The 22,691-nt window shown below is 65.1% G+C and carries 23 protein-coding genes; 14 read left to right on the plus strand and 9 right to left on the minus strand.

All coding sequences use genetic code 11. From position 1 onward, the window contains the following. Positions 1–5: 5 nt before the first annotated feature. From DIC66_RS05705 to DIC66_RS05720, 4 genes are all read right to left on the minus strand, one after another. The gene (locus tag DIC66_RS05705; protein WP_117175123.1) at positions 6–500 is read right to left on the minus strand and encodes a GNAT family N-acetyltransferase; all 495 of its coding nucleotides are present in this window, start codon (positions 498–500) and stop codon (positions 6–8) included. After that, positions 497–775 carry a type II toxin-antitoxin system TacA family antitoxin gene (locus DIC66_RS05710; RefSeq protein ID WP_117174905.1) on the minus strand — a complete coding sequence of 93 codons (279 nt, stop codon included), beginning with the start codon at positions 773–775 and terminating at the stop codon, positions 497–499. Before DIC66_RS05710 ends, DIC66_RS05705 begins: the two co-directional genes overlap by 4 nt. Positions 776–859: 84 nt before the next feature. Further along, positions 860–2,668 (minus strand): single-stranded-DNA-specific exonuclease RecJ, encoded by a 1,809-nt coding sequence (locus tag DIC66_RS05715; RefSeq protein WP_117174907.1) that lies wholly within the window; start codon positions 2,666–2,668, stop codon positions 860–862. Between the two features lie 18 nt (positions 2,669–2,686). After that, positions 2,687–3,628, minus strand: coding sequence for a hypothetical protein (locus DIC66_RS05720; RefSeq protein WP_117174909.1), 942 nt, complete (start codon positions 3,626–3,628; stop codon positions 2,687–2,689). An 80-nt stretch (positions 3,629–3,708) separates the two neighbouring features. Here DIC66_RS05720 and DIC66_RS05725 point away from each other — a divergent pair, with 80 nt between their 5' ends. The 10 genes from DIC66_RS05725 (at position 3,709) to DIC66_RS05770 (ending at position 13,503) form a co-directional block, all read left to right on the plus strand. Further along, the gene (locus tag DIC66_RS05725) at positions 3,709–4,968 is read left to right on the plus strand and encodes a lipoprotein-releasing ABC transporter permease subunit (protein WP_117174911.1); all 1,260 of its coding nucleotides are present in this window, start codon (positions 3,709–3,711) and stop codon (positions 4,966–4,968) included. Further along, on the plus strand, positions 4,961–5,668 hold the full coding sequence (gene lolD / locus DIC66_RS05730; protein WP_117174913.1) for a lipoprotein-releasing ABC transporter ATP-binding protein LolD: 708 nt from the start codon (positions 4,961–4,963) through the stop codon (positions 5,666–5,668). The genes DIC66_RS05725 and lolD overlap by 8 nt, the downstream gene beginning before the upstream one ends. Before the next feature lie 11 nt (positions 5,669–5,679). Next, entirely contained in the window at positions 5,680–6,522 is an 843-nt protein-coding gene (locus DIC66_RS05735; protein WP_117174915.1) for a TatD family hydrolase, read from the plus strand. A gap of 111 nt (positions 6,523–6,633) precedes the next feature. Beyond that, positions 6,634–7,791 (plus strand): polyphosphate kinase 2, encoded by a 1,158-nt coding sequence (ppk2, locus tag DIC66_RS05740; protein ID WP_117174917.1) that lies wholly within the window; start codon positions 6,634–6,636, stop codon positions 7,789–7,791. A gap of 242 nt (positions 7,792–8,033) precedes the next feature. Next, positions 8,034–8,795 carry a class I SAM-dependent methyltransferase gene (locus DIC66_RS05745; protein WP_117174919.1) on the plus strand — a complete coding sequence of 254 codons (762 nt, stop codon included), beginning with the start codon at positions 8,034–8,036 and terminating at the stop codon, positions 8,793–8,795. Further along, on the plus strand, positions 8,792–10,597 hold the full coding sequence (gene tfpB, locus DIC66_RS05750; protein WP_117174921.1) for a type IV pilus assembly ATPase TfpB: 1,806 nt from the start codon (positions 8,792–8,794) through the stop codon (positions 10,595–10,597). The genes DIC66_RS05745 and tfpB overlap by 4 nt, the downstream gene beginning before the upstream one ends. A 30-nt stretch (positions 10,598–10,627) precedes the next feature. Continuing rightward, positions 10,628–11,116 (plus strand): tripartite tricarboxylate transporter TctB family protein, encoded by a 489-nt coding sequence (locus DIC66_RS05755; protein ID WP_117174922.1) that lies wholly within the window; start codon positions 10,628–10,630, stop codon positions 11,114–11,116. Between the two features lie 12 nt (positions 11,117–11,128). Beyond that, complete coding sequence (locus DIC66_RS05760) at positions 11,129–12,640, plus strand: tripartite tricarboxylate transporter permease (RefSeq protein WP_117174924.1); 1,512 nt, start codon at positions 11,129–11,131, stop codon at positions 12,638–12,640. Positions 12,641–12,721: 81 nt separating this feature from the next. Then, positions 12,722–13,165 (plus strand): GNAT family N-acetyltransferase, encoded by a 444-nt coding sequence (locus tag DIC66_RS05765; RefSeq protein ID WP_117174926.1) that lies wholly within the window; start codon positions 12,722–12,724, stop codon positions 13,163–13,165. A gap of 5 nt (positions 13,166–13,170) precedes the next feature. Next, entirely contained in the window at positions 13,171–13,503 is a 333-nt protein-coding gene (locus DIC66_RS05770; protein ID WP_117174928.1) for a hypothetical protein, read from the plus strand. Positions 13,504–13,511: 8 nt separating this feature from the next. Here the strand turns inward: DIC66_RS05770 and DIC66_RS05775 are convergent, their stop codons facing one another. Beyond that, the gene (locus DIC66_RS05775) at positions 13,512–14,093 is read right to left on the minus strand and encodes a C40 family peptidase (RefSeq protein ID WP_117174930.1); all 582 of its coding nucleotides are present in this window, start codon (positions 14,091–14,093) and stop codon (positions 13,512–13,514) included. 26 nt (positions 14,094–14,119) lie between these two features. Beyond that, the gene (locus tag DIC66_RS05780; RefSeq protein ID WP_117174932.1) at positions 14,120–14,995 is read right to left on the minus strand and encodes an NUDIX hydrolase; all 876 of its coding nucleotides are present in this window, start codon (positions 14,993–14,995) and stop codon (positions 14,120–14,122) included. 37 nt (positions 14,996–15,032) lie between these two features. On the opposite strand from DIC66_RS05780, the gene DIC66_RS05785 reads away from it, so the two are divergent. Then, a complete protein-coding gene (locus DIC66_RS05785) occupies positions 15,033–15,947 on the plus strand; it encodes an SDR family NAD(P)-dependent oxidoreductase (protein WP_117174934.1) in 915 nt (304 codons plus the stop codon). A gap of 7 nt (positions 15,948–15,954) precedes the next feature. Here DIC66_RS05785 and DIC66_RS05790 read toward each other — a convergent pair whose 3' ends face one another. Continuing rightward, positions 15,955–17,169 (minus strand): GGDEF domain-containing protein, encoded by a 1,215-nt coding sequence (locus DIC66_RS05790; RefSeq protein ID WP_158558848.1) that lies wholly within the window; start codon positions 17,167–17,169, stop codon positions 15,955–15,957. A 105-nt stretch (positions 17,170–17,274) separates the two neighbouring features. Between DIC66_RS05790 and gshA the strand changes: the two genes are divergently transcribed. The 3 genes from gshA (at position 17,275) to DIC66_RS05805 (ending at position 20,667) form a co-directional block, all read left to right on the plus strand. Further along, positions 17,275–18,813 carry a glutamate--cysteine ligase gene (gene gshA / locus DIC66_RS05795; RefSeq protein WP_117174936.1) on the plus strand — a complete coding sequence of 513 codons (1,539 nt, stop codon included), beginning with the start codon at positions 17,275–17,277 and terminating at the stop codon, positions 18,811–18,813. A gap of 96 nt (positions 18,814–18,909) precedes the next feature. Then, complete coding sequence (gene ylqF / locus DIC66_RS05800; protein ID WP_117175127.1) at positions 18,910–19,905, plus strand: ribosome biogenesis GTPase YlqF; 996 nt, start codon at positions 18,910–18,912, stop codon at positions 19,903–19,905. 33 nt (positions 19,906–19,938) lie between these two features. Continuing rightward, on the plus strand, positions 19,939–20,667 hold the full coding sequence (locus DIC66_RS05805; RefSeq protein WP_117174938.1) for an SOS response-associated peptidase: 729 nt from the start codon (positions 19,939–19,941) through the stop codon (positions 20,665–20,667). 17 nt (positions 20,668–20,684) lie between these two features. Here the strand turns inward: DIC66_RS05805 and DIC66_RS05810 are convergent, their stop codons facing one another. Together DIC66_RS05810 and DIC66_RS05815 are read right to left on the minus strand one after the other, a co-directional pair. Further along, complete coding sequence (locus DIC66_RS05810; RefSeq protein ID WP_158558849.1) at positions 20,685–21,734, minus strand: M48 family metallopeptidase; 1,050 nt, start codon at positions 21,732–21,734, stop codon at positions 20,685–20,687. A gap of 4 nt (positions 21,735–21,738) precedes the next feature. Continuing rightward, positions 21,739–22,689 carry a YjgN family protein gene (locus tag DIC66_RS05815; RefSeq protein ID WP_158558850.1) on the minus strand — a complete coding sequence of 317 codons (951 nt, stop codon included), beginning with the start codon at positions 22,687–22,689 and terminating at the stop codon, positions 21,739–21,741. Positions 22,690–22,691: the final 2 nt, after the last annotated feature.

Genomic DNA, 22,691 nt, shown 5'->3' on the forward strand with positions numbered 1-22,691 from the left:
GGTGGTCAGGGTTTCCCAGGGCTCAGGCGCAGCATCAAGGTCATGGGGTGCACGGGAGACACCTGAAACCCGTAGCTTGCGTAGAACTGCTTTGCACGCTCGCTGATGGCGTGGACCAGCAGGGCTCTGACCCCTGCGTTTTGCGATACGGCCACTGCCCGGTTGACGGCATCTTGCAGCAGTGCCGCACCGACTTGTATGCCTTGGGCTTGGGTGTCAACGGCCAGGCGAGCCAGCACCAGGACCGGAACAGGGTCGGGCATGTTGCGTCGAACGGGACCGGTTGCCAACTGGTGCGCGACAGCACCGGCCGCCAGGGCATAGTAGCCAAACACGCGTTGCTCTGGGTCGGCCACGACAAACGTGCGGCTGGCACCACTCAGGTGGTTGAGCATGGCGCGGCGCTTGAGCCAGTCGTCCAGCGCGGGCTCTCCGCAAGAGAACTCCTCCAGACGATGGGACGCTGTCAAAGGCTCTGGAGCGCAGAGCAGCAAACTCATGCCTTTGTCGGCTTGGTCTTCCAAGGCGCACGGACCGCCATGAGTCGTTCAAGCCCTGGGTTGTGCGCCGGTGGGGCGTCGAGCAATGCGTTGAATTGCCGGAACTTCTCGGCATCCAGGCTGAAAAAAACCTGGTCCAGCACCACGGACTGCGCTTTGTCGCAGGCGGCCTCAAGCATGAAGTCTGAACGGTTCTTGCCCAGCAGCGTGGCCGCGTGGTCAATCAAGTCCCGCTGCTCGGGAAATGCCCGCAAATTGATGGCGGCGTCGCGCATGAGGTACTCCTAATTTGCATACACAATAGATATACGAATGCTACCGCCATGGCCAGGTGTTGTCAAACCCGGAGGCCTGCGCTCTCACACCTCCGCCCCCTCCACCAAAAACTTCACCTTCCGCACCCCGTTCCATTCCTCCGCGTCCAGGCGGAAGGCCAGCTTCACGCGGGCCGGGAGTTGTTCGGTGTGGCCGAACCAGATGCCGTCCACGGGCTGGCCCTGGTGTTTGAGTTTGAGTTGCAAATGCTTTTCACCCACCAGCCGCTGAGACAGCACTTCAACTTCTTCGCTGAAAGTGGGCGGGGCAAAGCCCTGACCCCAGACTTCCTTGTGCAAGGTGTCCACCAGGTCCACGCGCAGGTACTTGGGGTCCAGTGCGCCATCGGTTTCCAGGCGGCGCGTAAGCGTGGCGGCATCCAGCCACTCCTGCGCCACCTGGGTCAGGCCCTCTTCAAATGCATCCAGCCCGTCTTCATGGATGGTGCAGCCTGCGGCCATGGCGTGGCCGCCAAAGCGCAACAGCACGCCGGGGTAACGCTTGGCCACCAGGTCCAGCGCGTCACGCAAATGAAAGCCGGGGATGCTGCGGCCCGAGCCTTTGAGCTCATGCTCCTTGCCGGGGGCCTGGCTTGCCGCAAACACAAACGAGGGGCGGTGCAGTTTGTCCTTGATGCGCGAGGCCACGATGCCCACCACGCCCTCATGAAAATCCGGGTCGAACACGCAGATGGCAGGGGGCGGCTCATCCCCCTCGTCGAACAGTGACTCCACAATGTCCATGGCCTGCTCGCGCATGTCGCCCTCAATCACGCGGCGTTCGCGGTTGATGCCGTCCAGCGCCTTGGCCAGTTCGTCGGCACGGCCCGCATCATCGGTCTGCAGGCACTCGATACCCAGGGTCATGTCCGACAGGCGGCCGGCGGCGTTGATGCGCGGCCCCAGGGCAAAGCCGAAATCAAAGGTGGTGGCCACAGTGGCCTTGCGGCCGGCTGCGGTAAATAGTGCTGCCAGACCGGCAGGCATGGCGCCGGCGCGCACGCGCTTCAAGCCCTGCGCCACCAGGCGGCGGTTGTTGGCGTCCAGCTTCACTACGTCGGCCACGGTGCCCAGGGCAACCAAGGGCAGCAAGGCGTCCAGCTTCGGTTGGTTGCTGGCATCAAAAAGGCCGCGGTTGCGTAACTCGCTGCGCAACGCCAGCAGCACATAAAACATCACGCCCACACCGGCCATGGATTTGCTGGCAAAGCTGCAGCCGGGCTGGTTGGGGTTGACGATCACATCGGCATTGGGAAGTAAAACCCCCACGCTCCCCACTGCGTGTGGTTCGCTGCCCCCCGAGGGGGCCGTCCCCGCCTTGGGGCGGCCCTGCGGCGGGGCGACCACTCCGGCATTGCCCGTGGCAGGCAAATGGTGGTCCGTCACCAGCACCTGCAGACCCAGCTTCTTGGCGTGCGCCACGCCGTCCATGCTGGCAATGCCGTTGTCCACGGTGATCAGCACATCGGCGCCGCTGTCAAACACACGCTGGGCAATCGGGGCGGTCAGACCGTAGCCGTCAACCACGCGGTCGGGCACCAGGTAACTCACATGCCGGGCACCCAGCAGGCGCAGGCCGCGCAGGGCCACGGCGCAGGCGGTGGCGCCGTCGCAGTCGTAGTCGGCCACGATGCAGAGCTTTTTGTCCTGCGCGATGGCATCGGCCAGCAGCACGGCAGCTTCGCTTGCGCCCAAGAGCGAGGAGGGCGGCAAGAGCTTGGCCAGGGACTCGTCAAGCTCGTCCATGCCGGTGACGCCGCGCGCCGCATACAGGCGCGCCAGCAGGGGGTGAACGCCCGCCTGCTCCAGGGTCCAGACAGAGCGCGGGGGGACGTCGCGGGTGGTGATGTGCATGGTCAGTTCAATATTTCTTTAGAGGCTTTGCAGCAGGGCCGCGAGGTCGGGCTTGGCAAAGCGTTGGCGGGTACGCGCCCACAGGCTTTGCGGCTGCCGACTAAAACTTTGGGCGGCAGTTTCGCCGCATAGCGTGAGCTCTACAGGTTGGCCTGCGCGGGCCTGTTCCAGCAAGGGTTTGAAGACGGTGGCGTCCAGGTCCTGCCAGGCCGCCGTCCAGGCGGGGGCGTCGTCGCGCAGCTGGGGTTGGCGCAGCACCTCCACCACCTTGCAGTCGCTGGACGCGTGGAAGTCCGCTGGCAAGCTGCCCGTGCCGCTCACCCAGAAAGAGGTAATGGGCAAGAGGCCGCGCGCCGCGCGGGCGTCATTCAGGGGGTGCGAGTAGAGCAGCATCTGCAATTCGTTTTGCAAACGGCGCAGCGGCTGGGCCTGCGCCTGGCGCGGCAGCCAATGGTCTACGGCGCCGCCGGAAGCCCGTGCCAAAGAGGCTGTGGGCAAGTCCTTGAAGGCCGCACCCGTGGCCAGCCAGTTGCCGCCGTGCAGGCCGTGCAGCGCAATGCCGTCTTCGGCCAGAAAGGCGCGCAGGGCCTCCATCACCTGGCGCGACTCGTCGTCGCTGATCTGGGTGTCCGCGGGGTCGGCCATGCGTACGTGGTCGGCATTGACCTGCCAGTGGCAGGGTGTGAGCCAGGCCCAGTCGTCGCCTGTGGTGGGCGCTGGTAACCGCAAGGCCTGTGCCTGCAAGGCGGCCCAGGGCAGTACGCCGTCCTGTGGTGTCAGGCCCATGGCACGCGCTGCCAGCATCTCATGCAAGGGGGACAGCGTGTCTTCTTCGCAGGTCGAACGCAGCCCCGGTGTGAGCAGGCGTAACAGGGCATCGAGCTGTGGCAACTGCAGTGGGGACAAGGCCTGCTGGCATTGCGGGCCCAGGGGTTTGGCGTAGGTAATCAGGGTGGGCATGGGTGTGTATTGTCCGTGCAACTTGCCGGGTGCTTCGCAGGCACACCTTCAGGGCCGGTACGTAATGCCACAATCCCCCCGTGAAACAAATTCCCTACGAACTGCTGGTGGGCTGGCGCTACACCCGCGCGGGCCGGGCCACCCGGCGCAACGGCTTTATCTCCTTTATCTCCGGCGTCTCCATGCTGGGCATTGCCCTGGGCGTGGCCGCGCTCATCATTGTGCTCAGCGTGATGAACGGCTTCCAGAAGGAAGTGCGTGACCGCATGCTCAGCGTGGTCTCGCACATCGAGGTCTATGCCCAGGGCGGTGCGGCCCTGCCGGACCTGGCCACCACCCTGCTGGAGGTCCGCGCCAACCCGCAGGTGATTGGTGCGGCCCCGTTTATTGCCGCGCAGGCCCTGCTGGCGCGCGGCGAGGACATGAAGGGCGTGATGGTGCGCGGTATTGACCCGGCGCTGGAACATGAGGTGACGGATCTGGCCGGTGGCGCGCAGGCAGCGGTGCTGGGCCAGCTGAAGGCCGGTGAATTCGGTGTGGTGCTGGGCGCCGAACTGGCGCGCTCGCTGGGCGTGCGCGCCGGGGACCGCGTGACCCTGGTCGCCCCCAGCGGCGAAGTCTCACCGGCCGGTGTGGTGCCGCGCCTCAAACAGATGACGGTGGTGGGCACATTTGACTCCGGCCACTATGAATACGACTCGGCCCTGGTGATGCTGCACTGGCAGGACGCCGCGCGCATCTTCCGCCTGGAAGGCCCCACCGGCGTGCGCCTGAAACTCAAAGACCTGCAGCAGGCGCGCAGTGTGGCCTCCGAGCTGAGCCGCAGCCTGACCGGCGCACTCTATATCCGCGACTGGACGCAGCAAAACCGGACCTGGTTTGCCGCAGTGCAGGTGGAAAAACGCATGATGTTCATCATCCTGACCTTGATCGTGGCGGTGGCTGCCTTCAACCTGGTCAGCACCCTGGTGATGACGGTGACGGACAAGCGCGCTGACATTGCCATTCTGCGCACGCTGGGTGCGAGCCCGGGCAGCATCATGGGCATCTTCGTGGTGCAGGGCGCCATGGTCGGCGTGATCGGCACCTTGGCGGGCCTGCTTCTGGGCCTGGGCATTGCCTTCAACATCGATGTCATCGTGCCCGCGCTGGAACAGCTGCTGGGCGCCACCTTCTTGCCCAAGGACATCTACCTGATCAGCCGCATGCCCAGTGATCCGCAGACGAGCGATATCCTGCCCATCGGCGTCATCGCCCTGGTGCTGGCCTTTGTGGCCACGCTGTATCCCAGCTGGCGCGCCAGTCGCATCAACCCGGCGGAGGCGCTGCGCTATGAGTGAAATCATTGTCCCCGGCGCCGGTGGACCCATACTCACCTGCCGCGGCCTCACCAAGCGCTTCCATGAGGGCCGCCTGGATGTGACCGTGCTGCAAGGCGTGGACCTCGATGTGCAGCGCGGCGAGACGCTGGCCATCGTGGGCGCCTCGGGTTCGGGCAAAAGCACCTTGCTGCATTTGCTGGGCGGGCTCGATGCCCCCAGCAGCGGCAGCGTTACCCTGTGCGGCGCGTCCATGGCCGCCTTGAGTGCGGCCGAGCAGGGCCGCCTGCGCAACCGGCACCTGGGCTTTGTCTACCAGTTCCACCATTTGCTGCCCGAGTTCAGTGCCCTGGACAACGTGGCCATGCCCCTGACCATTCGCCGTGTGCCGCGCTCTGAAGCTGTGCAAGCCGCCTCCGACATGCTGGCCAAAGTAGGCCTCTCGGAGCGCATGCTGCACCGTCCCGCGGAGCTCTCGGGTGGTGAGCGCCAGCGCGTGGCGATTGCCCGTGCCCTGGTCACGCGGCCTGACTGTGTGCTGGCCGATGAGCCCACCGGCAATCTGGACCGATCCACCGCAGACGGCGTGTTCGCCCTGATGCTGGAGTTGGCGCAGGCCCACGGCACGGCCTTTGTGCTGGTCACGCATGACACCGCCCTGGCCTCGCGCTGCAAGCGGCAAATGACCCTGGTGCAGGGCCAGCTGCGAGCCCTCACCTGAGAATCCCCGCCATGCAGTGGATTGACAGCCATTGCCATCTGGACGCCTTCGAGTTCGGTGGCGACGTGCTGCCGGTGCGCGCGCAGGCCCGTGCGCAGGGCGTAGCGCACTGCGTGATCCCGGCCGTGCACGTGGCCAACTTCGAGGCCGTGCGCCTGCTGGCCCACAGCACCCGGGACAGCTATTGCCTGGGCATCCATCCCCTCTATGTGGGGCAGGCCAGCGAAGACGACCTGGCCACGCTGGACGCGCAGCTCACGCAGCACCACGACGACCCGCGCCTGGTGGCCGTGGGCGAAATCGGGCTGGACTACTTTGTGCCCGCGCTCAGCCAAAGCCCGTTGCTCGAGAAGCAGGAGTATTTCTACCGCGCCCAACTCCGGCTCGCGCGTCAGCACGGCCTGCCGGTGGTGCTGCATGTGCGGCGCTCGGTCGACAAGCTGCTCAAGCACCTGCGGGATTTCAGTGGCGACAAGCCCCTCTGTGGCATTGCCCATGCCTTCAATGGCAGTGAGGTGCAGGCCGCAGAGTTCCTCAAACAGGGCTTCAAGCTGGGCTTTGGTGGCGCTGTGACCTTTGAGCGCGCCCTGCAATTGCGCCGTCTGGTCTCCAGCCTGCCGCTGGACGCCCTGGTACTGGAGACCGACGCCCCGGACATCCCGCCGCACTGGCTCTACACCACGGCCGAACAGCGCAGCACGGGTGTGGCGCAGGGGCGCAACACGCCGGGCGAGCTGCCGCGCATTGCGGAAGTGGTGGCACAGCTGCGCGGCCTGGCGTTGTCTGATCTGGCTGCGGCTACGCGCGCCAATACCTGTGCGGCCTTGCCCAAGTTGAATGCCTTGATGGTCTGAAGTCCCCTCTGCGCAGGCCTTGATCCTGCTGCCTGATTCAGGTGCTTGGAAGGACAGGTCTGGCGGACTAAGATGGTGCTTCCATCCATGCCAGGCACCCGGAGTTTGCACATGAAAAAAGCCACCGTAACCAAGACGGCCCCTGCAGCCGCCAAGAAGCCCGCCCTGACCGAGGTGCGTGCCGCAGCCCGCGGCGACCGCGCCCCCTCCACCCGCAAGCGCCCGCTGGAAAAATTCAGTGCCGAGCAGGCTACCCTCGCTGCCCAGGACAGCCAGGTCGAAGCGGCCCTGTCGCTGCTGGCACCAACGGCCCACGGAGTGGCAGTGACCACGCAGCAGCGCGCAAAATCCCTGCGCGCCCTGATGGATGGCGCCTCGCCCGACGACCGGCGCGTGCTGCGCGCGGCCATGCTGCAGCGCGAACCGGCACCCGAAAAAGAGAACCCCGACGAAATCCTGGCGCCCGACTGGCGCGAGGGTGCCTACCCCTACAAAAACCTGTTGCGCCGCAGCGTTTACGAAAAAGAGAAATTCCGCCTGCAATGCGAGCTGCTCAAGCTGCAGGCCTGGGTGAAGGACACCGGCCAGCGCGTGGTGATCCTGTTTGAGGGCCGCGACTCGGCGGGCAAGGGTGGTGCCATCAAGCGCTTCATGGAACACCTGAATCCTCGCGGCGCGCGCGTGGTGGCCCTGGAAAAACCCTCCGAGACCGAGCAGGGCCAGTGGTACTTCCAGCGCTATGTGCAGCACCTGCCCACGCGTGGCGAGATCGTGATGTTCGACCGCAGCTGGTACAACCGCGCCGGGGTGGAGCGCGTCATGGGCTTTTGCAGCGATGCCGAATACGCCGAGTTCATGAAGCAGGCCCCCGACTTCGAGCGCCACCTGGTGCGCAGCGGCGTGCACGTCATCAAGTTCTGGTTCAGCGTCAGCCGCAAGGAGCAGCGTCGCCGCTTCAAGGAGCGCGAGGGCCACCCGCTCAAGCAGTGGAAGCTCAGCCCCATCGATCTGGCCTCGCTGGACAAGTGGGAAGATTACACCCGCGCCAAGGAGGCCATGTTCTTCGACACCGACACGGCCGATGCGCCCTGGACCGTCATCAAGAGCGACTGCAAGAAGCGCGCGCGCCTGAACGCCATGCGCTACGTGCTGCACAAGCTGGCCTATGGCAACAAGGACCTGTCGCAGGTGGGCAAGCTTGACCCCCTGATCGTGGGGCGCGCCCATGTGGTCTACGAGCGTGGCGAGAAGTCCGGCGCGCTGATGTGATCTGGCCCCCACGCTTGCCACTGCCCAGGCAGGCGCACAGCGCCTGGCGCCTGTGCTGCGCTGGTCGTGTCGATGCCAGAGGCATGCTGCTCTTCGGCCTGTCCCGGTCTGCGCTGGCAGACCGTGAGCCGCAGGCCTCAGCCCCAAGGGGGCACGCTTCCCCTTGGGGCGGCCCGGCGGGGAAACCAGGCCCCCACGCTTGCCACTGCCTATGCTGTGCCGCCATGCTGGTATAAATCCCCATGGCAATTAAAGAAGCAACCCACCACCCCGAAGTCAATTTCTCGGAAGAAGGCCCCATCCGTCACCTTCACCTGGGCAGCGAATGGATACAGGGCTCCATGCTGGTGGACGCGCCCTATGTGCTGGTGCATGAGTACATCCAGCGCATGATGGCGGGGCTGCTGTTCCTGGACCCCGCCAGCGTGCCCGAGCGCCAGGCCCTGCAGCTGGGTCTGGGCGCGGCGTCCCTCACCAAGTTTTGCCACAAGGTCTTGCGCGCCAGGAACACTACCGCCATCGAGCTCAACCCGCAGGTGCTGCATGCCTGCAAGGGCTGGTTCAACCTGGGTGCCGACAACCCGCGCATGCAGGTGGTGCTGGCCGATGCGGCGCAGGAAATCAAGAAGCCGCGCTGGCTCGGCGCGGTGGACCTGCTGCAGGTGGACCTGTACGACGAAGAGGCTGCAGCGCCCGTGCTCGACAGCCCCGATTTTTATGCCGACTGCCGCGCCACCCTGACGGAAGAGGGCAGCATGACGGTGAACCTGTTTGGGCGTTCGTCGAGCTTCCAGAAGAGTGTGGACAAAATAGCCGCCGCCTTTGGCATGGATGCCATCTGGGCCTTCAAGGCCACGCGCGAAGGCAACACCGTGGTGCTGGCGCAGCGCACGGCTTCGCGTCCCAAGAGCAGCCTGCTGGCCGAGCGCGCTGCCATCATCAGCAGCGAGTGGGGCCTGCCCGCTGAAAAATGGGTGCGCGCCTTTAAACCGGTACAACCATGAGCACACCAGCAACTCCAGGCCAGACCCCGGCGCCAGCCGTCGCCCCCGCGCCCAGGCATGTAGGCCCGCTGGAGTGGCGCAAGCTGGTGCAGTGGCTGCAGCGCGATGGCGTGATCTCCGAGGAAGAGGCTGCGCGCACAGTGGCCCGCTGCTCGGTGGCCGAGAGCGCGCAACACCCGCTGGTGCGCCTGGCCAGTGTGTCCATGCGCCGTGCCAGTGACCAGAAGCCTCTGGACATGGAGCTGCTGGTGCAGTGGCTGGCCAGTCGCTGCGGGATGAACTACCTGCGCATCGATCCGCTCAAGGTGGACGTGGGCAAGGTGGCCGACTCCATGGGCGCCGTCTATGCCGAGCGCCACAAGATCCTGCCGGTGACGGTGCTGCCCCTGGAAATCACCGTGGCCACGGCCGAGCCCTTCGTCACCGACTGGGTGTCCGAGGTGGAGCGCCAGTCGCGCCGCACGGTGCGCCGCGTGTTGGCCAACCCGCAGGAGATCCACCGCTATACGGCCGAGTTCTATGCGCTGGCCAAGTCGGTGCGCGCGGCCAACAAGTCGGGCAATAACGGCGGCGCCAGCTTTGAGCAACTGGTGGAGCTGGGCCGCACCAACAAGCAGCTCGACGCCAATGACCAGGGCGTGGTGCAGGTGGTGGACTGGCTGTGGCAATACGCCTTTGACCAGCGCGCCAGCGACATCCATCTGGAGCCCCGGCGCGAGCAGGGCGTGATCCGCTTTCGCATCGACGGCGTGCTGCACCCGGTCTACCAGATGCCCATGGGGGTGCTCAGTGCCATGTGCGCGCGCATCAAGCTGCTGGGCCGCATGGACGTGATCGAGCGCCGCCGCCCGCAGGACGGCCGCATCAAGACCCGCAACCCGCGCGGCGACGAGGTGGAAATGCGCATCTCCACCCTGCCCACGGCCTTTGGCGAAAAGATGGTGATGCGGATTTTTGACCCCGACAACGCGGTCAAGGACCTGGACGCCCTGGGCTTCTCCAGCCATGACGCCACGCGCTGGGAGTCCCTGGTCAAGCGCCCGCACGGCATCATCCTGGTGACCGGCCCCACCGGCTCGGGCAAGACCACCACGCTGTACTCCACCTTGAAGCGCGTGGCCACCGAAGAGCTCAACGTCAGCACGGTGGAAGACCCGATTGAAATGATCGAGCCTTCCTTCAACCAGACCCAGGTGCAGCCGCAGCTGGACTTTGGTTTTCCGCAAGGCCTGCGCGCCCTCATGCGCCAGGACCCGGACATCATCATGGTGGGCGAAATTCGCGACCTGGAAACCGCCGAGATGGCGGTGCAGTCGGCCCTCACCGGCCACCTGGTGTTCTCCACCCTGCACACCAATGATGCGCCCTCGGCCGTCACGCGCCTGCTGGAGCTGGGCATTCCGTCCTACCTGATCAATGCCACCTTGCTGGGCGTGCTGGCGCAGCGCCTGGTGCGCACCCTGTGCCCCAAGTGCAAGGTGCGTGACGAGGAAGCCACGCGCGAAAAGCTGGGCGAGATCGTCAAGCCCTGGCAGATCAATGGCGGCTACAAGCCCTACAAGGCCGTGGGCTGTGTGGACTGCCGCATGACCGGTTTCATGGGCCGCATGGGCCTGTACGAACTGCTGGAAGTAACCGACGCCTTCAAGGCCCGTGTCACCAAGGAGCCCTCCATCGAAGGCCTGCGCAAGCAGGCCCTGAGCGACGGCATGCGGCCCCTTCGCCTGGCCGGTGCCTTGCGCGTGGCCGAAGGCCTGACCGTGGTGGACGAAGTGCTCGCCTCCACGCCGCCCATGGAATAGACACCCCACAAAACGCCCCAACGTTTCGCCATGCACCTGAAGAACCAAAAAGACTTTCTGTCCGGCCTGCTGTTCATGGTCTGCGGCGTGAGCTTTGCCTGGGGTGCTTCCAGGTACAGCATTGGCAATGCGGCGCGCATGGGGCCGGGCTACTTTCCGCTGGTGCTGGGTGCGGTGCTGACGGTGCTGGGTGTCTTCATCGTCTTCAAGGCCCTGGTGTTCGAGACCGAGGACGGCGGGCGCATGGGTGGCTGGGCCTGGCGGCCGGTGGGCTTTGTGGTGCTGGCCAATGTAGTGTTTGGTGTGCTGATTGGCGGGCTTGCATCGGTGGGCCTGCCGCCCATGGGGCTGGTGGCATCTATCTTTGCGCTGGTGGTGATTGCCGCGCGGGCCGGGCAGGAATTTCGCTGGAAGGAAGTCCTGCTGCTGGCCTTGGTGCTGGCGCTGGGCAGCTACCTGACTTTCATCGTCCTGCTCAAGCTGCAAATTGCGGTCTGGCCTGCCTTTGTGGCCGCCTGAACGCCGCCCAGCATGGAACTGCTCAACCACCTGGCACTCGGTTTTGGTGTGGCCTTTACGCCCATCAACCTGCTGTATGCCCTGATCGGTTGCCTGCTGGGCACACTGATTGGCGTGCTGCCCGGCATCGGGCCGGTGGCCACCATTGCCATGCTGCTGCCCGCCACCTACACGCTGGCGCCTGCGTCGGCGCTGATCATGCTGGCCGGCATTTACTACGGTGCGCAGTACGGCGGCTCCACCACGGCCATTCTGGTCAACCTGCCGGGTGAATCGTCTTCGGTGGTGACCTGCATTGACGGCTACCAGATGGCGCGCCAGGGCCGGGCCGGGCCCGCGCTGGCAGCAGCCGGCCTGGGCTCGTTCTTTGCGGGTTGCGTGGGCACTCTGATCCTGGCGGCCTTTGCCCCGGTGCTGACCGAGCTGGCCTTTCAGTTCGGGCCGGCCGAAACCTTTGCGCTCATGGTGCTGGGCCTGGTAGGCGCGGTGGTGCTGGCCTCGGGCGCGCTGCTCAAGGCCATTGCCATGGTTGTGCTGGGCCTGCTGCTGGGGATGGTGGGCACGGATGTGAATTCCGGCGTGGCGCGCTTTGCCTTTGACATCCCCGAACTGAGCGACGGCATTGGCTTTGTGGCCATTGCCATGGGCGTGTTCGGCTACGGTGAAATCATCAGCAACCTGGCGCAACCCGCGCAGGCGCGCCAGGTTTTTACGGCCAAGGTGCAAGACCTGTGGCCCACGCGGCAGGACTTCAAGGACATGGCGCCGGCCGTGCTGCGCGGCACGGCCCTGGGCTCGCTCTTGGGCATTCTGCCCGGGGGCGGCGCCTTGCTGGCCTCGTTTGCTTCCTATGCGCTGGAGAAGAAGATCAAGCCCAAGCCCGGCGAGGTGCCCTTTGGCAAGGGCAATATCCGCGGCGTGGCCTCGCCAGAGTCGGCCAACAACGCCGGGGCGCAGACCGCGTTCATTCCGCTGCTCACGCTGGGCATTCCGCCCAATGCCGTGATGGCGCTGATGGTGGGTGCCATGACCCTGCACAACATACAGCCCGGCCCGCAGGTCATGACCAGCAACCCCGAACTGTTCTGGGGGCTGATCGCCTCCATGTGGATTGGCAACCTGATGCTGGTGGTGCTGAACCTGCCGCTGATCGGCATCTGGATCCGGCTGCTGAGCGTGCCCTACCGCTGGCTGTTTCCGGCCATCGTGCTGTTCTGCGCCATAGGCGTCTACACCACCAACCACAGCATCTTTGACATCTGGCTGGTGGCCGGCTTTGGCCTGGTGGGTTATGTGTTCCACAAACTGGACATGGAGCCCGCGCCGCTGCTGATGGGTTTTATTCTGGGGTCGATGATGGAAGAAAACCTGCGCCGCGCCTTGCTGCTGTCGCGCGGCGACTGGAGCGTGTTTGTGGTGCGTCCGCTCTCGGCCGGGCTGCTGCTGGTGGCCCTGGTGTTGTTGGTGCTGGTGCTGTTGCCCGCCGTGAAGACGCGGCGCGCCCAGGCCTTTGTGGAAGACTGAGGGTGCTTTGTTGAAGACCTCTGCAGATTTGGTAGGCTCGGTGCCAACAACCATTTTTTGTAGCGCACGCCAAGGATATCCATGCTGACGATTCGCCCTCCAGAACCCTCTGACCGCGCCGCCTGGGACAGCCTTTACCAGGGCTATGCCGACTTTTACCAGGTGGTGCAGACGCCCGAGATGCGTGAGCGCGTCTGGGGCTGGTTGCAAGACCCCGCGCATGAGTGCCAATGCCTGATGGCCTTTGATGCAGAGGGCAAAGCCCTGGGCCTGGCGCACTTCCGTGCCTTTGCCCGCCCGCTGTCGGCCAGCACCGGCGGCTTTCTGGATGACCTGTTTGTGGACCCCGCTGCGCGCGGCTCGCAGGCCGGCACGCAGCTGATAGCCGCTGTGCGCGCCCATGCCGAGAAGCACCACTGGAGCGTGGTGCGCTGGATCACCGCCGACAACAATTACCGCGCCCGTTCGGCCTACGACAAGATTGCCACGCGCACGGCCTGGATTACCTACGACATCAAGCTCTGACCTGTATGCACTCGACCACTCCACACGACGAACACTGGCCCCCGGTTGGCACAGGGCCCTGGACCCGCTGGTGGGGCTACCTGACGCGCTGGCTGATTTTCGGATTTGCCGTGGGTGCTTTCTCGCCCGTGGTGGAGGGCCCCGAGCCCTGGTGGCAGCGCAAGCTCTACCAGGTGTTGGTGCAGCTGGCTTTTGGCCTGGCTTGCGCCGTGGTCTTCACCCGGGCCGAGAACGCGCTGAATACGCCGCGCGTGCAGTGGAAGTCCTGGCTCATCGTGGCCCTGACCTGGCTGCTGGTGCAGGTGGTGTATGCCACCGGCCTTGCGCTCCTGGGCTGAAGCGGTGTTCAGGGTCTGCGGTAGCTGACCTGCTGCCTGGACCAGTATTTGGAGCCCATGGAATCCAGACGCACCACGCCGCCCTTGGAGGGCGCGTGCACGAAGCGGCCTTCGCCCACATAGATGCCGGCGTGCGATGACACACCGTTTTGGGTGAACACCACCAAGTCCCCGCTGCGCAGGGCGCCGGCATCCACAGGCTGTCCCCAGTCCACCAGGGACGCCACCGTGCGCGGCGCCAACACAGCCGCGCTGAGGCGGTAGACATAGCCGATCAGCCCGCTGCAATCAAACCCCGTCTCGGGTGTGTTGCCGCCATAGCGGTAGGGCGTGCCCACCAGGCTGAGCGCATGCAGGGTCACGTCGCTGGCCTGCTCCTGGTTGAGGCGCGCCGCCACTTCGGGCGAAGGCGCACCCTGCCAGGCACGGCTGGAGGGGGTGGCCGCGCCGCCAGGGCTGGTGGTGTTGGCAGGTGGGCTGGTAGGTGGGCTGGCGCAGCCTGCCAGCAGTGCCAAGGCCAGGGCCCCAGCCATGCCCAAGGTCGGCGTTGGCAGCAGGCGGCTTGCACAGCGGTGTTTCTGCAGGGGCATGGCTTTAGCTTAAGCGGGTCAGGCGCTCAGGTAAACAGCGCGTCAAAGCCAGCTTCGGGCTCGAAGCGCTTGTTGCGAAAACGCAGGCGCGTGGGGCCGGGCATGGCCACGGTGGCGACACTGTGGCGCGCATCGCCGGGGTAGCAGATCACGCGCTCGCCCTGCTCGTCAAAGGGCTCGGGTTGAATCAGGGGCGGCGGGCTCTGGCGGGCGGCTTGCAGCACGCTGGCCACATAGGCAAAGCGCGACAGGTGGGCCAGCGTCAGGATTTGCGGCGGGGCCAACTCGATGTCCCGCGCCCAGTACTGTTGCAGTGCCAGGCGTGGTGACAGCCAGGCACTCTCTGTAGTCTCCACATCATCGTGGCGGGCCACCTGTGCGCTTGGCAGGGCGGCTACAAAGAAGCGGGTATCAAAGCGCTTGCTGGACACCGAGGGCATTTTGGGTGTGATCCAGCGCGACCCGGGCAGCAGTGCGCTGGTCTGCAGGCGCAGCTTCAAGTCGCCAAGCACCTGGTTGAAGGTGCGCCCGGCCTGCAACTGCGTCGCCAGTTGCAGGCTGTGGCTGTGCGAAGCACCTTCGGCAAACAGCACGCCGCACTCTTCAAAGGCTTCACGCAGGGCGGCTACGTACAGGCCCTGCGCTTGGGTCACCGACAGATTGGCTTCGGCCAGGGCCGCATGCAAGTGGCCGGTGTTCTGGTCCAGATGGGCTGCGGCATCCAGCAGCGAGTCGCCGTCGTCGAGCTTGCCGCCCGGGAACACATAGGCGCCGCCCAGCACATCCGAGAGGCCGTGGCGCTTGACCAGAAATACCTCCAGACCCTGTGGACTATCCCTGAGAATGATGACCGTCGCCGCGTCCCGCAGCGGCGTGTGGATGATGGCTGAGCTGATGTCCATGGGTGTAAGCGCGGTACCTGTTTTTGAGGAGACTGGAATGGCAATCGATTTCAAGGGTCTGGTGGCAATTGTGACCGGAGCCGGTGGCGGTTTGGGTCGCCAGCATGCCCTGGCCCTGGCCGCGCGCGGTGCAAAGGTGCTGGTCAATGATTTGGGTGGCGCCCGAGACGGCTCGGGCGGCTCGCTCACGGCCGCGGACGCGGTGGTGGCCGAGATCCGGGCAGCCGGTGGCGAGGCCATTGCCAACGGCGCCTCGGTCACTGACTGGGAGGCGGTGCAGGCCATGGTGCAGCAGGCGGTGGATACCTGGGGCCGCATTGACATCGTGGTCAACAACGCCGGCATATTGCGCGACAAGACCTTTGCCAAGATGGACCTGGCCGACTTCCGTCTGGTGCTTGATGTGCACCTGATGGGCGCGGTGCACTGCACCAAGGCGGCCTGGCCGCACATGGTGGCGCAAAACTATGGTCGCATTCTGCTGACTACTTCGAGCACCGGTCTGTACGGCAACTTCGGTCAGAGCAACTATGGTGCCGCCAAGATGGCACTGGTGGGTCTGATGCAGACCCTGGCCCTGGAGGGTGCCAAGCATGACATCCGCGTCAACTGCCTGGCGCCCACTGCGGCCACGCGCATGACCGAAGGCCTGATGCCCGAAGCTGTGCTGGCAGCCCTGCAGCCCCAGGCCGTGGTGCCGGCCATGCTGGTACTGGTGTCCCGGGACGCCCCCACGCGCACCGTGCTGTGTGCCGGTGCCGGCAACGTGGAGGCTGCGCACATCACACTCACACAGGGCACCTGGATCGGTCTGGATGGTGATGCGCCAGAACGTCTGGCAGAGCAGCTGGAGCAGGCATGCGACCGCACAGCAGAGATGGTGCCGGCCAACGGCTCGGCCCAGGGTGCCCACGAAGTGGGCCGCGCCCTGGAGAGGCTGCGCCCGGCCTGAACGGCCTTCAGCGCATGGCCGGCGGGCTGTTGGCGGTGTCCGGGCCGCCGCGCTGTTCGCGCTCGCTGGCCAGTGCCTGTTGCTCTGCCTCGTCAATCACCTGCACGGGAATGGCGGAGGCGGCTGTCACGGTGACCGTGCCGGAGCTGAATTGCGGCGTGAAGATGTGCATGCCCTCCTGTTGGCCGAGCACCTGCAGTGGCTGGGACATCAGTATGCAAAGCCTTTCCCCCAGGCTCATGCCGGACTTGTTTGCCTTGGCGGCAGACAGCACCACCACAAAGCAGCGCGGATGGTAGAGCCCGACCACGCAGCGAAACCCCACGGCACGCCGTATGCGCGCCGCCATGGAAGCCAGGATTTGCTGTTCGACGCCGTGCCCTGCCTCTTCACTCAGCGCGTACAGGTTGCGCAGGTGCAGGCAGATCACGGTGCAGGTGGTGTTGAGTCGGGCGCTGCGCCAAAAAGCATCATCCACCTTGGACAGCAGCAGTGAGCCGCGGGGCAGGCCGGTGGCCGGGTCCATACCCTGCGACAGGCCGGCCAAGTGTTCCAGGCGACGGATCTCGCGGTTGCGGCTGATGCCCAGTGAAACCATCACCAGATAAAACAGCACGGTAGCCATCGAGGTGACGATCCAGGTCGACAAGTTGCCATTGCCGTGGTCCAGCTGGTGCGTATACAGGCCGGCCATGGAGATGGCCAGGAACAGGCATCCCACCACCATGGTGCGTGCCAGTTTGTCACCCAATTGGGCCGCACGCGCTGCTGTCAAAGTGGCCAGTAACACCGACAGTGCGTTGACCGAAGCCGCAAGCAGCAAGATTTCGTCACTCTGGGTGTCGGCAAACAGGGTGCAGAGCACGGTAATGCCAACGGCTGCACAGACCAGCATGACAGAACCCAGGACAATGGTGTGGTGCACCAGCCGGTCTTCGACTGATACCCCCAGCCATTGGCCCAGGTAGGTCAGCACCATGGCGCCACTGAGCGGCCCCAGGCTGGCCTTGAGAATCAGCACCGGCACCAGGGGCAGGCCGGGAAACAAATCTTCCGGCAGGCCCGACAGCAACACACAGCTGAAGCCGGTCACGCCCATAAATACCAAGTTGCGCCAGGCCGTAAAACTTTTGCTGACGACCACATCCACTACGGCCATGGTGCCAATGGTCAGCAGACCGCCCAGCATCACCGCCCAAACCACAATTTCCAACGTATTCATATCCCCGTATTGTGATGCCTTCGGCCCCCCTCTTGCCCTTGCAGAGCAGAAGTCACGGGCCTGTGTTAACTTCACGGCCGACGAGAAATACGAAGGGCCACAGCTATGGACAATTATTCGAAGGGCCCCGCATTGGTTGCCCCCACGCGGCTCGCAGCCATGCGCCGCGGTCTGGAAAAAGAAAGCCTGCGCGCGCTGGGCAATGGTCGCCTGGCCATGACACCGCATCCGGCGGCGCTGGGCTCGGCCCTGACGCACCCGAACATCACCACCGATTTTTGTGAATCCCAGGTCGAGCTGATCACCGGCGTGCACACCAGTGTGCAGGACTGCATCAACGAGCTCACCCGCGTGCAGCAAGTCACCATGCGCGCGCTGGGCGAGGAGATGCTGTGGGTCTCCAGCATGCCCTGCGGCCTGCCCGCCGATGACGAGATTCCGCTGGGCCAGTACGGCAGCTCCAATGTGGGCCGCTCCAAGACGGTGTACCGCTCGGGACTGGGCTACCGCTATGGCAGGCGCATGCAGACCATCTCGGGCATCCACTACAACTGGAGCCTGCCCGAGGTGAGCAGCGAGGCCTACTTTGGCCTGATCCGCAACTTCCGTCGCCACGCTTTTTTGCCGCTGTATCTGTTTGGCGCGTCCCCCGCGGTGTGCTCCACCTTTGTGGCCGGACGCGAGCACAAGCTGCAGCCGCTCAATGGCGGCACCATGTATTTGCCGTATGCCACCTCGCTGCGCATGGGCCGCCTGGGCTACCAGAGCGATGCGCAGGCCTCGCTGGCGGTGAGCTACAACAGCCTGGCTGGCTATGCCGCCTCGTTGCAGACGGCGCTTACGCAACCCTATGCGGCCTATGAGGCCATTGGCACCAAAGGCCCGGATGGCGAATACCGCCAATTGCAGACCACCTTGCTGCAGATCGAGAACGAGTTCTACGGCACCATACGCCCCAAGCGCGTGATCTTCCCTGGCGAGCGCCCCCTGCATGCGCTGCGCGAGCGCGGTGTGGAGTATGTGGAAGTGCGGTTGATGGACCTGAACCCTTTTGAGCCCATGGGCATCACGGCACAGACGCTGCGCTTTCTGGATGTGTTCCTGCTGCACTGCCTGGAGTCCGACAGCCCGGATGATTCACCTGCAGAAATTGCCGCCATCGGCCGCAACCAGCACCGTGCGGCCGAGCGTGGCCGCGAGCCCGGCCTGGAACTGGAAAAAGGCCAGGGCACGGCCACCCTGGTGGACTGGGGCATGGAGATCGTGCAGCAGCTCAAAGCCATCGCGGCGCGGCTGGACACGGTGCACGGCACGCAGGATTATTCAGCCGCTGTGGCTGCCGCTGAGCAGGCCTTGCTGCATCCGGACACCACGCCTTCGGCGCGCGTGCTCAAAGCCGTGCAGGATGAGTTTGATGGCTCGTTTGTGGCCTTTGTGCGCGCCCAGTCGCTCAAAACCCGCCAGGCCATGCTGGACCTGCCCTTGTCGGACGCGGATGCCGCGCATTGGGCTGGGTTGAGTGCCAAGTCGCTGCAGGACCAGGCCGCCATTGAGGCCGCCGACACCATGCCCTTTGACATCTACCTGCAGGAATATCTGTCGCCCAAGCGCCTGGTGGCCAGGCCGGTGGCGATAGCGGCCTGAGGGTCCGAGGGTGTGACGGCATGAGGGCAAGAGGGCCCTTGGCCGAAGTGCCCGACAATCGGGGCTCTTTGGTTTTTGACAGACAGGTTGATTGGCATGGCAATTCAGTGGTTCCCCGGGCATATGCATTTGACCCGCAAGGCGATAGGCGAGCGCATCAAGGAGATTGATGTGGTCATCGAGTTGCTGGATGCGCGCCTGCCCGGCTCGAGTGCCAACCCCATGCTGGCCGAGATCACCAAAGGCAAGCCCGCCCTCAAGGTGCTCAACAAGCAGGACCTGGCAGACCCCACGCGCACTGCGGCCTGGCTGGAACACTTCAACGCACAAAGTGGTGTGCGCGCGCTGCCCCTGGACGCCAGCATGAGCACCCCTTCGCGCGCGCTGGTGGCTGCCTGCCATGCGCTGGCGCCCAACCGCGGCGGCATGACCAAGCCCATGCGGGTGCTGATCTGCGGCATTCCCAACGTGGGCAAGTCCACGCTGATCAACACCCTCAAAGGCAAGCGCGCGGCCAAGACCGGTGACGAGGCCGGTGTGACCAAGCTGGAGCAGCGCATCACCATTGCCGACGATTTCTATTTGTACGACACGCCGGGCATTCTGTGGCCGCGCATCATCGTGGCCAAGAGCGGCTACAACCTGGCCGCCAGTGGTGCGGTGGGCCGCAACGCCTTTGAGGACGAAGAGGTGGCCCTCGAATTGCTGGACTACCTGCGCCAGCACTACGCCCCGGCGCTGGAGGCACGCTACAAAATCAAAGACGCGGCCAGTTTCACGGACGAGCAGTTGCTGGAAGGCGTGGGCCGCAAGCGCGGTGCGCTGCTGGGCGGCGGCAAAGTGAACCTGAACCACGCCGCCGAAATCGTCATCCACGACTTCCGCTCCGGCGCCCTGGGCCGCGTGACGCTGGAGACACCGGCCGAGTTTGCGCAGTGGCTGGACGTCGGCGAAAAGCTGGATGCCGAACGCCAGATCAAGAAAGACGCGATTGAACTCGCCCGCAACATCCGCCTGAAAAAAGTGCCGCGTCCTCCCAAGGCGGGCAGCCGTGGTGCCGTGGAAGAGGGCGACGACGAGCCATCGGACTGAAAACCCCTCAGCATCTCAGAGACCACGTTCGCCATGTGCACCAACTACGTTCCCTCCACCCGCCAGGAGCTTGCTGCCAAGCGCCTGGGTGTGCTGGAGCTGCCGCACGAAGACTGGCCTGATGCCGTCTACCCCGGCTATGTGGCGCCTGTCTTGTTGCGGTCTGGTGCGGACAGCCTGGAGTGCCGCCTGGCCCGATTTGGCTTGATTCCCCGCTGGTGCAAAAACGATTCGCAAGCCCGTGACATCAGCCGCAAGACCTACAACGCGCGCAGCGAAACCGCGTTCGAGAAGCCCAGCTTCCGCGAGCCCTGGGCGCAGCGCCAATGGGCACTGGCGCCCATGCGCCACTTCTTTGAGCCCTGCTGGGAAGCGGAGCCAGGCCAGGCCGCACGCGCGGTGCGCTGGCAAATCGGCATGGCCGACCAGAGCAACTTTGCTGTGGCCGGACTGTGGGAACGCTGGGAGCATGCCTCGGACGGCGCGGTGCGCGAAAGCTTCACCCTGCTCACCGTGAACGCCGATGGCCACGCGCTGATGGGGCGCATGCACAAACCGGGTGAAGAAAAGCGCATGCCCGTCATCGTGGCCGAGGCGGACTACGCCGCCTGGCTCAACGCCACGCCACAAACGGCGGGCCACTGGATGCGGGCTTGGCCGGCCGCGCAGATGCAGGGGCAGCCTGTGCAGCGTGCGCTGCTACCCGGTTCCGATGCGGCCCCGGCCCCTATCCTGCCGGGCCACAACCTGCCGCTGTTTTAGGCTGCTGCGCCGCTGCGTTATTGCGCGGCCTGCCTGAAGAAGGCTACCCGCTCGGCGTCGCTGGGGTGGGAGGCAAAGGCAATGCCCAGCATCGACTCTGAGCCCTTGTCCTGCGCACCGCGCTTGGCCCGCTCTTGCTCCAGCTTGGCAAACAGGGTGACCATGGTGGCAGGCGAGATGTGCGCGGTCTTGAGTACCTGCACGGCGAACACATCGGCCTGGTGTTCTGCCTGGCGCGAGTAATGGGCCTGCCCCAACAGGGCGGGCACGGCAGCCAGCACGCTGCTGAAGTCGCCCAGCACGATGGAGCTGATGCTGCCCACCACCCCGACCTGCACCAGCATGCGCAGGCCATCGCGGTGCTTCACGTGGCCGAGTTCATGCGCCAGCACGGCGCAGAGCACATCGGTGTCGCCATCGACCAGGCGCACCAATTCATCTGTCAGAACGATGGTGCCGCCCGGCAGGGCAAAGGCGTTGGGCCCAATCCGGCTTTTGCGGAACACGAGGCGCCAGACCGGCACCTGCGCTGTGGACAGCGCTCCCGCGACCTGCTGCCAGGCCGCCTGAATCCGCTGTTGCTCGCTGGCGCTGAGTTGCGAGGGCTGCATCAGGCTACTGTCTATAGCGGCCAAAGTGGATTCCCCCAGGCTGTTGTCCACGCTGGAGGGCGTGGCGGCCACCAGCGCTTCAGTCAGCAGTGGCAGGCCCCAAGCATAGGCCGCCGCGAGCAGCCCCACCAGCAGCACGGCGCTGGCCAATGCCGAACGCCAGCTTTGCTGCATCTTCACCACCAGTGAGTCCCTCTGCCCGCTGGCGCCAACCCAGGCATCCCAGGCCGTGGCATCGTCGCTTTGCACCAGACCGCCCTGTGCCAGATGCGCCACGCGCTTGCCGTGGCGTGTGCGTTCCGGCCATTGCACCTCGGCCAGCGGGATGCGCATGGCAATGCCTTCTCCATCGATGTGCAGCAGGCCTTGCTGGAGGCGCAGCTGCACCGGGTGGGACTGCGCGGAGCGGCCATCCATGTAGTTGGCCGACAGGCTGCGTTCAGGCGCCGTGTCCATGGCATCAGAGCCCAATGTCGAAGCCCAGGAAGTCACCGGCGGCATCACCTGCCGCATCCCCGGCGTTTTCCAGCCCGGCAGTGCGAAGCTGCTCGGGCAACAGCGTCGTGGAAACAGAGACTGCTTGCAGCCGCAGGCGCCGGGTGGCGACGGCGGCAAAGGGCCAATACAGGCCCAGCGTGAACACCATGAAGAACCAGTTCTTGAGCGTGAGCCACAACAGCGAGCCAAAGCTCAGGCGGCTGTGGAATTGCACCTGGCTGCTCGCAGTGTGGTTCCAGATCAGATCTTGCGCGCGTGCCTGGGCATAGGCGTAAACGCAAAAGAACAAAACCATAAACAGCGGCAAAAAGCCCAGCGCGGCCAATGCCTTGGCACCCAGGTTCGAGGCCGCTGCGGCGTCGGTGGCCTGGCCTTGTACGCTCATCAAGATGGCGCCCATCACCATGACTGGCACGGCAAGCCCGAAGTAGACACCCATCACTTTGAACGACAGCTTGTAAAAGCTCCAGGTACTGGCGGAAAAATGGGTTTGCTGTGCGCCCAGCGCGTAGTTGGAGTGCTGGTACTTTTTCAGCTTCCACAGCAGCCAGGGCCATACCAGCAAAGAGCCCAGCCCGAGCACGATCATGGCCATTGCCAACCAGAAGCTGGGGGGCTGACCCGGGCTTTGCACGACGCCCACGCCCACGAGCAGGGCCGCTGGCACAAACAGCGGCAGTGCGGCCCGGTAGGCACCCGCCAGACTGCCCGAAAACCGCAGGCGCAGCCCCCGCCAACTGGTATTGGCCAGGCGAAATTGCAGGGACGATTTGAGCAAAGCGGGCCACAGGCCAGCAATCACCAGCAGGGCCACGAATCCGGCCGTGGGCGAAAACTTGCCCGCAGCCGAGTAGCAGCCAAACAGCAGTGCCACCAGGGCATAGCCCTTGAACATTTTTTTTGGGGTCGCCATGA

This window comes from Rhodoferax lacus (assembly GCF_003415675.1).
Lineage (GTDB): Bacteria > Pseudomonadota > Gammaproteobacteria > Burkholderiales > Burkholderiaceae_C > Allorhodoferax > Allorhodoferax lacus.

What these genes read in the sequence shown, in the direction of transcription:
- DIC66_RS05705 (WP_117175123.1), bottom strand. Translation starts at nt 500, where the DNA reads ATGAGTTTGCTGCTCTGCGCTCCAGAGCCTTTGACAGCGTCCCATCGT.
- DIC66_RS05710 (WP_117174905.1), bottom strand. Translation starts at nt 775, where the DNA reads ATGCGCGACGCCGCCATCAATTTGCGGGCATTTCCCGAGCAGCGGGAC.
- DIC66_RS05715 (WP_117174907.1), bottom strand. Translation starts at nt 2,668, where the DNA reads ATGCACATCACCACCCGCGACGTCCCCCCGCGCTCTGTCTGGACCCTG.
- DIC66_RS05720 (WP_117174909.1), bottom strand. Translation starts at nt 3,628, where the DNA reads ATGCCCACCCTGATTACCTACGCCAAACCCCTGGGCCCGCAATGCCAG.
- lolD (WP_117174913.1), top strand. Translation starts at nt 4,961, where the DNA reads ATGAGTGAAATCATTGTCCCCGGCGCCGGTGGACCCATACTCACCTGC.
- DIC66_RS05735 (WP_117174915.1), top strand. Translation starts at nt 5,680, where the DNA reads ATGCAGTGGATTGACAGCCATTGCCATCTGGACGCCTTCGAGTTCGGT.
- ppk2 (WP_117174917.1), top strand. Translation starts at nt 6,634, where the DNA reads ATGAAAAAAGCCACCGTAACCAAGACGGCCCCTGCAGCCGCCAAGAAG.
- DIC66_RS05745 (WP_117174919.1), top strand. Translation starts at nt 8,034, where the DNA reads ATGGCAATTAAAGAAGCAACCCACCACCCCGAAGTCAATTTCTCGGAA.
- tfpB (WP_117174921.1), top strand. Translation starts at nt 8,792, where the DNA reads ATGAGCACACCAGCAACTCCAGGCCAGACCCCGGCGCCAGCCGTCGCC.
- DIC66_RS05755 (WP_117174922.1), top strand. Translation starts at nt 10,628, where the DNA reads ATGCACCTGAAGAACCAAAAAGACTTTCTGTCCGGCCTGCTGTTCATG.
- DIC66_RS05760 (WP_117174924.1), top strand. Translation starts at nt 11,129, where the DNA reads ATGGAACTGCTCAACCACCTGGCACTCGGTTTTGGTGTGGCCTTTACG.
- DIC66_RS05765 (WP_117174926.1), top strand. Translation starts at nt 12,722, where the DNA reads ATGCTGACGATTCGCCCTCCAGAACCCTCTGACCGCGCCGCCTGGGAC.
- DIC66_RS05770 (WP_117174928.1), top strand. Translation starts at nt 13,171, where the DNA reads ATGCACTCGACCACTCCACACGACGAACACTGGCCCCCGGTTGGCACA.
- DIC66_RS05775 (WP_117174930.1), bottom strand. Translation starts at nt 14,093, where the DNA reads ATGCCCCTGCAGAAACACCGCTGTGCAAGCCGCCTGCTGCCAACGCCG.
- DIC66_RS05780 (WP_117174932.1), bottom strand. Translation starts at nt 14,995, where the DNA reads ATGGACATCAGCTCAGCCATCATCCACACGCCGCTGCGGGACGCGGCG.
- DIC66_RS05785 (WP_117174934.1), top strand. Translation starts at nt 15,033, where the DNA reads ATGGCAATCGATTTCAAGGGTCTGGTGGCAATTGTGACCGGAGCCGGT.
- DIC66_RS05790 (WP_158558848.1), bottom strand. Translation starts at nt 17,169, where the DNA reads ATGAATACGTTGGAAATTGTGGTTTGGGCGGTGATGCTGGGCGGTCTG.
- gshA (WP_117174936.1), top strand. Translation starts at nt 17,275, where the DNA reads ATGGACAATTATTCGAAGGGCCCCGCATTGGTTGCCCCCACGCGGCTC.
- ylqF (WP_117175127.1), top strand. Translation starts at nt 18,910, where the DNA reads ATGGCAATTCAGTGGTTCCCCGGGCATATGCATTTGACCCGCAAGGCG.
- DIC66_RS05805 (WP_117174938.1), top strand. Translation starts at nt 19,939, where the DNA reads ATGTGCACCAACTACGTTCCCTCCACCCGCCAGGAGCTTGCTGCCAAG.
- DIC66_RS05810 (WP_158558849.1), bottom strand. Translation starts at nt 21,734, where the DNA reads ATGGACACGGCGCCTGAACGCAGCCTGTCGGCCAACTACATGGATGGC.
- DIC66_RS05815 (WP_158558850.1), bottom strand. Translation starts at nt 22,689, where the DNA reads ATGGCGACCCCAAAAAAAATGTTCAAGGGCTATGCCCTGGTGGCACTG.